Raw genomic sequence first — 2,859 nt, forward strand, 5'->3', positions numbered from 1 at the left:
GGCGGTGACGGTCACCTTGGCGCTGTAGTCCTTCAGTACCTTGGCGGTAAAGACTTGGGCTGCCGGAAACTGGCTCAGGATCTCCCGCGCACGAGCATCAGCTTCTTCCTGTGTGGCATAGCGATTGTTATTAGCGGAATCGAAGTTGTTGCTCAGATTGATAGCGACGTAAGGCATGGATGTTTCCTCTTTGTTGATGATTATCTAAATGGAAATGGGTAATCGGATGCTCGAATGACGAGCGCTTGTGGTTGGCGATCTGTTGGGATATCAAACCATGATGTATTTGAGTTACCGAAGGTGGTGGCTGTTGTTGCTACTGCCGGACTAAAAAAGAACCGAACTCCATTTTGAGACCCGCCACACCCCTCGCTCGCGCCAACTCGATACAATCCATCGCCAACATCTGATCCTTGATTCAAGCCGCAACTCCTAGAGAATGTAAGGCAAGCAGCTAGTTCGCCGCTAACACTCCCGACAAAGACGGCCCCTTTGGGTTGTCTGAAATCAGAGCCTGACCACTCTCTACCAGATGTTTCATTTGCACCACCCACATACGGGGTTGCTCGAGAGTCAGCGCCCGGGACTTGAGTTGGATTGATTGGTGGCGGGTTCACAGTTGCCACTATGTTCAGTGGCGGCATGCCTGTTGTGAAACTCACCCTCCCGGATGCGTCGTAACATTCCATGCCGCTTCTCTCACCCACATCGCGCATCAGATCAAATACAAATGCCTTGGTGCCAGGCGTGCAGCCTTGGAAGTACAGGGTTCGTACATCCCCACTTACGCTTTCACCGCAAGGTTTCCCGTCACCTACCAAGAAAACGAGAGGGGATACCGCGCCGGTTACCGTCATCCCGCATATGGGGTCAAGCAAATTCAGATATGACCAGCTGCTTTCCTCATTGGGGGGAAGGTTTGCAGAGCGGATATAGTACCGGCCCCATCTATCCACCAAATTTAGGTAACCGCTCTTCAGCAGGCCGTAACAGATACGATCGATATCAAATAAGAGGGAGCCGTCCTCCTTGTAGGCTTGGAATCCAACGGGCATATGTCATCCTAATAGTATCCATAATAGATACGGCAATTGGCAGAAAATTGGCCAAACCAAGTTGAGTGCTGGTATTGCCATGACAGCGTATTTCCAGAAACTGTTACACCTGGTTTCTTTCCCTTCCACTGCTGCGTGTCGACCAACGTAACCACAATGTAAAAGCGCTGTTTGCCGGCAGGGAGCGCAGGCATAGCAACAGCTCCATTTGCGGCATTGGTTACAACTTCTCCTTGATGCTGACTGATAGACATCGTCATATTGACGAGTAGCCTACCGTCAGCACCGTATATTTCCAGACCATTCGGCATAGATCAGTCCCATTCGCCCATTCTTATTCGCCGAATACCGTTGATCACCATGTCAATGCCTCGGCGATTATATACAGTGTACGCCGTGGCCGTTTTATTAAGCATGATGATCGTCCCTGAGGCGAAGTCCATTCGCATAATTGGTGTGCCGTCATTGGCGAGCTCAGAAGAGTTGATTGAGTTTCCTACAATGGCTTTCTGAACAGCCAATTTCGAAATCAGCGCATCATCGATGAATACCTGACCGTTCTGAACAGCGAACGGCACGATCAGGCCCTCACCCACCGGGTTCATAACCGCGAACCGGTTGGCCAGTACAACAAAGCTCGACTGGAACGTGCCACCCTGGTTCTCAAGCCCCAGACCAAACCCGGCTGCGTAGTAGGTACCGCCGGACGTGAGGCCTAGTTTCACAGACCAGGTGGCGTTCACTTTCCCGTTGAGTGCAGCCTGCGCCGTGCTTATCTGCTGCACAGTGGCATTGGTGGTGCCCAGATTGCTCTGGACTGTATCGACACGTCTGCCAAGCGCGGTATCGCCGTCACTGCGCGCAGTGGCTTCAGTCTGAATCGCCGCATTGGCATCGCCCACCGACGCATACAACCCGTCGATACGCTGAGACTCTGCCGTCAGCTTGTTGCCCTGCTGGGTGACCGTGGACGACAGCGACTCCACCGCCTTGCTCGATGCGCTAGGCCCGAGTCGGCCAATCGCGATCCAGTCCACATCAAACACCCCGCCCGACGTATTGCCGAAGTCGAGGCGGATGCTGGTGATGATGTTGGAGACCCAGTCAGTGCCGCCAGCAGTCAACGCCGACATGTCCCACTCGACGACAGCAGTCTGTCCTACAGCCAGGTTTGGGTTGGCGATCGACTTGAAATAGCTCGAGGACTGCCCGTGGCTTGCAGTGGAGTAAAACACCCGCCCATCCCAGTCGGCAGGAGCGCCAGCCCTACGGGTGATCCTCGCCCTGATCAGCGGATACTGTCCGCCAGGTACGGCCAACGTGCCAGGACTCACGATCCTAGGATCGTTACTGTTGGCCGTGACCGTCAGCACGCCATTGGCAGCGCTGATAGTGGCCCCGGCTACAGTCCAGCCTTCAGTGCCCGTGTCGAACTGCCAAAGTGCATCCTGAGCCGCATCAAGCCCCGACGCGCCCAGGTTGCCCTGGATCTCGCCAACGGTGTTGTTCAGTTCGGTGAGGCTGTTGGACTGACTAGTGATCAAACCCTCCGCAGCGGACACTCGATTGGTCACCGCATCCAACGCCGACGCTGAGGCCTTGGTGGCCAGACCATTGGTGCTGCTGTTTACCGCATTTTCCAGCGTCGTGGTACGGCTTGCGACGCTGGTCAGCGTTGCGCCCTGCTGGCTGACCGTAGACGACAGGCCATCTACCGCAGCCGAAGTGGCAGCGTTGTTGACCGCGTTTACCTGGCCATTGTCCCGCCACCCGGTTGCCCGGGAACCGTATTCTGCCTGCGGCC

Annotated in this window: 2 protein-coding genes; both read right to left on the reverse strand. The window is 55.2% G+C overall.

Features of this window, described 5'->3' with window-relative positions; genetic code table 11:
• Positions 1-1,063: 1,063 nt before the first annotated feature.
• Complete coding sequence (locus tag APH34_RS29160) at positions 1,064-1,366, reverse strand: hypothetical protein (protein WP_082422918.1); 303 nt, start codon at positions 1,364-1,366, stop codon at positions 1,064-1,066.
• Between the two features lie 3 nt (positions 1,367-1,369).
• Positions 1,370-2,859: DUF1983 domain-containing protein (locus APH34_RS28200; protein WP_156358136.1), on the reverse strand; the 1,490-nt coding region annotated here is incomplete at its 5' end.

The sequence above is a fragment of the Pseudomonas sp. NBRC 111131 genome, from assembly GCF_001320525.1.
Classification (GTDB): Bacteria; Pseudomonadota; Gammaproteobacteria; order Pseudomonadales; family Pseudomonadaceae; genus Aquipseudomonas; species Aquipseudomonas ceruminis.